Here is a 1375-nt window from a genome sequence, read left to right as displayed (position 1 = left end):
CTGTGATGTGCTGGTAGAGGTTCATACCGAAGAAGAGCTGCACCGGGCGGTAGCCTTGAACGCCGAGCTGATCGGTATCAATAACCGTAACCTGCACACGTTTGAAACCAGCCTGGACACCACGCTGACGCTGGCACAACAAGTGCCGGGTGATCGCATGGTGGTGACTGAAAGTGGTATCCACAGCAGCGCTGACGTGCAATTGATGCGCAAGAGCGGCATCCACAGTTTTCTGGTCGGCGAAGCCTTCATGCGCGCTGAAGACCCGGGCGCTGAACTCAAGAAGCTGTTCTTCTGAGCGTACGAGTTGCGAGGTTTGTAGATCGGCTTAGCCGCGCAGCGGCGTAAGCCGACAAACCGCGTTGGGTGAGAGGATTTGGAATGACAGGAAAGTCACCTCAGGAATGCCTGGGTATGGAGGACATCCGTGCCGAAATCGACCGTAGCGACAGGCAAATCATTGCATTGTTGGGAGAAAGGGCGGGGTATGTACATGCTGCCGCGGCCTTCAAGACCAGCGAGGATGGGGTGCGTGCGCCGGAGCGTTTCAGAGCCATGCTCCAGACCAGAAGATATTGGGCAGAGCAGGAAGGGCTGGATGCGGACATGGTTGAAGATCTGTACCGGAACTTGGTGGAGCACTTCATTCAGAAGGAAATGAAAGCCTTTCAGAAACGCTGATGGATCTCACCGTTCAAATGCAAGCGGCCGCGCCCAGACTCTGGGCGCGGCCGCTTGGTTTTCAGTATCGGATGGTGTTCGACGCGCAGCTATTAACTATTCATTATTAACGGTTAACTGCTTTTTACCGCGTCCCGTACACCACCATGGTCTTGCCTTTTACGGAGACCAGACCCTGTTCCTCCAGGTTCTTGAGTACCCGGCCCACCATTTCCCGGGAGCAGCCGACAATGCGGCCGATTTCCTGGCGGGTGACCTTGATCTGCATGCCGTCCGGGTGCGTCATGGCATCGGGCTGCTTGCACAGGTCCAGCAGGGTGCCTGCAACACGGCCAGTCACATCCAGGAATGCCAGGTCCCCCACCTTGCGGGTGGTGGCACGCAGGCGGCCAGCGATCTGGGCGGACACCGTGAACAGGATGTCGGCGTCTTCGCGGGCCAGCTGCCGGAATTTGGCATAGCTCACCTCCGCGACTTCGCATTCGCTCTTGGCTTTCACCCAGGCGGAACGCGAGGGGTCGTTTTCAAACAGCCCCATTTCACCGAAGAAATCCCCTTCATTGAGATACGCCATGATCATTTCGCGACCATCGTCGTCCTCGATCATGACCGTCACAGAGCCTTTCAGGATGTAATACAGCGCATCCGATTCATCGCCGGCATAGATAATGGTGCTTTTCGCCGGATATTTACG

The 1375-nt window shown here is 56.7% G+C and carries 3 protein-coding genes; 2 read left to right on the top strand and 1 reads right to left on the bottom strand.

Features of this window, described 5'->3' with window-relative positions; genetic code table 11:
• On the top strand, positions 1-298 hold a 298-nt coding region (locus A3730_RS02100; RefSeq protein ID WP_369819031.1), incomplete at its 5' end, for an indole-3-glycerol-phosphate synthase.
• 83 nt (positions 299-381) lie between these two features.
• Complete coding sequence (locus A3730_RS02095) at positions 382-681, top strand: isochorismate lyase (RefSeq protein ID WP_063521418.1); 300 nt, start codon at positions 382-384, stop codon at positions 679-681.
• A gap of 124 nt (positions 682-805) precedes the next feature.
• Here the strand turns inward: A3730_RS02095 and crp are convergent.
• Positions 806-1375: cAMP-activated global transcriptional regulator CRP (crp, locus tag A3730_RS02090; RefSeq protein WP_063537381.1), on the bottom strand; the 570-nt coding region annotated here is incomplete at its 5' end.

Source organism: Alcanivorax sp. HI0044 (genome assembly GCF_001634945.1).
This window is presented reverse-complemented; position numbering and strand designations above follow the sequence as displayed.

Bases quoted from the DNA above. Each gene is read 5' to 3' on its own strand.
- A3730_RS02095 (WP_063521418.1), top strand. From the start codon at position 382: ATGACAGGAAAGTCACCTCAGGAATGCCTGGGTATGGAGGACATCCGT.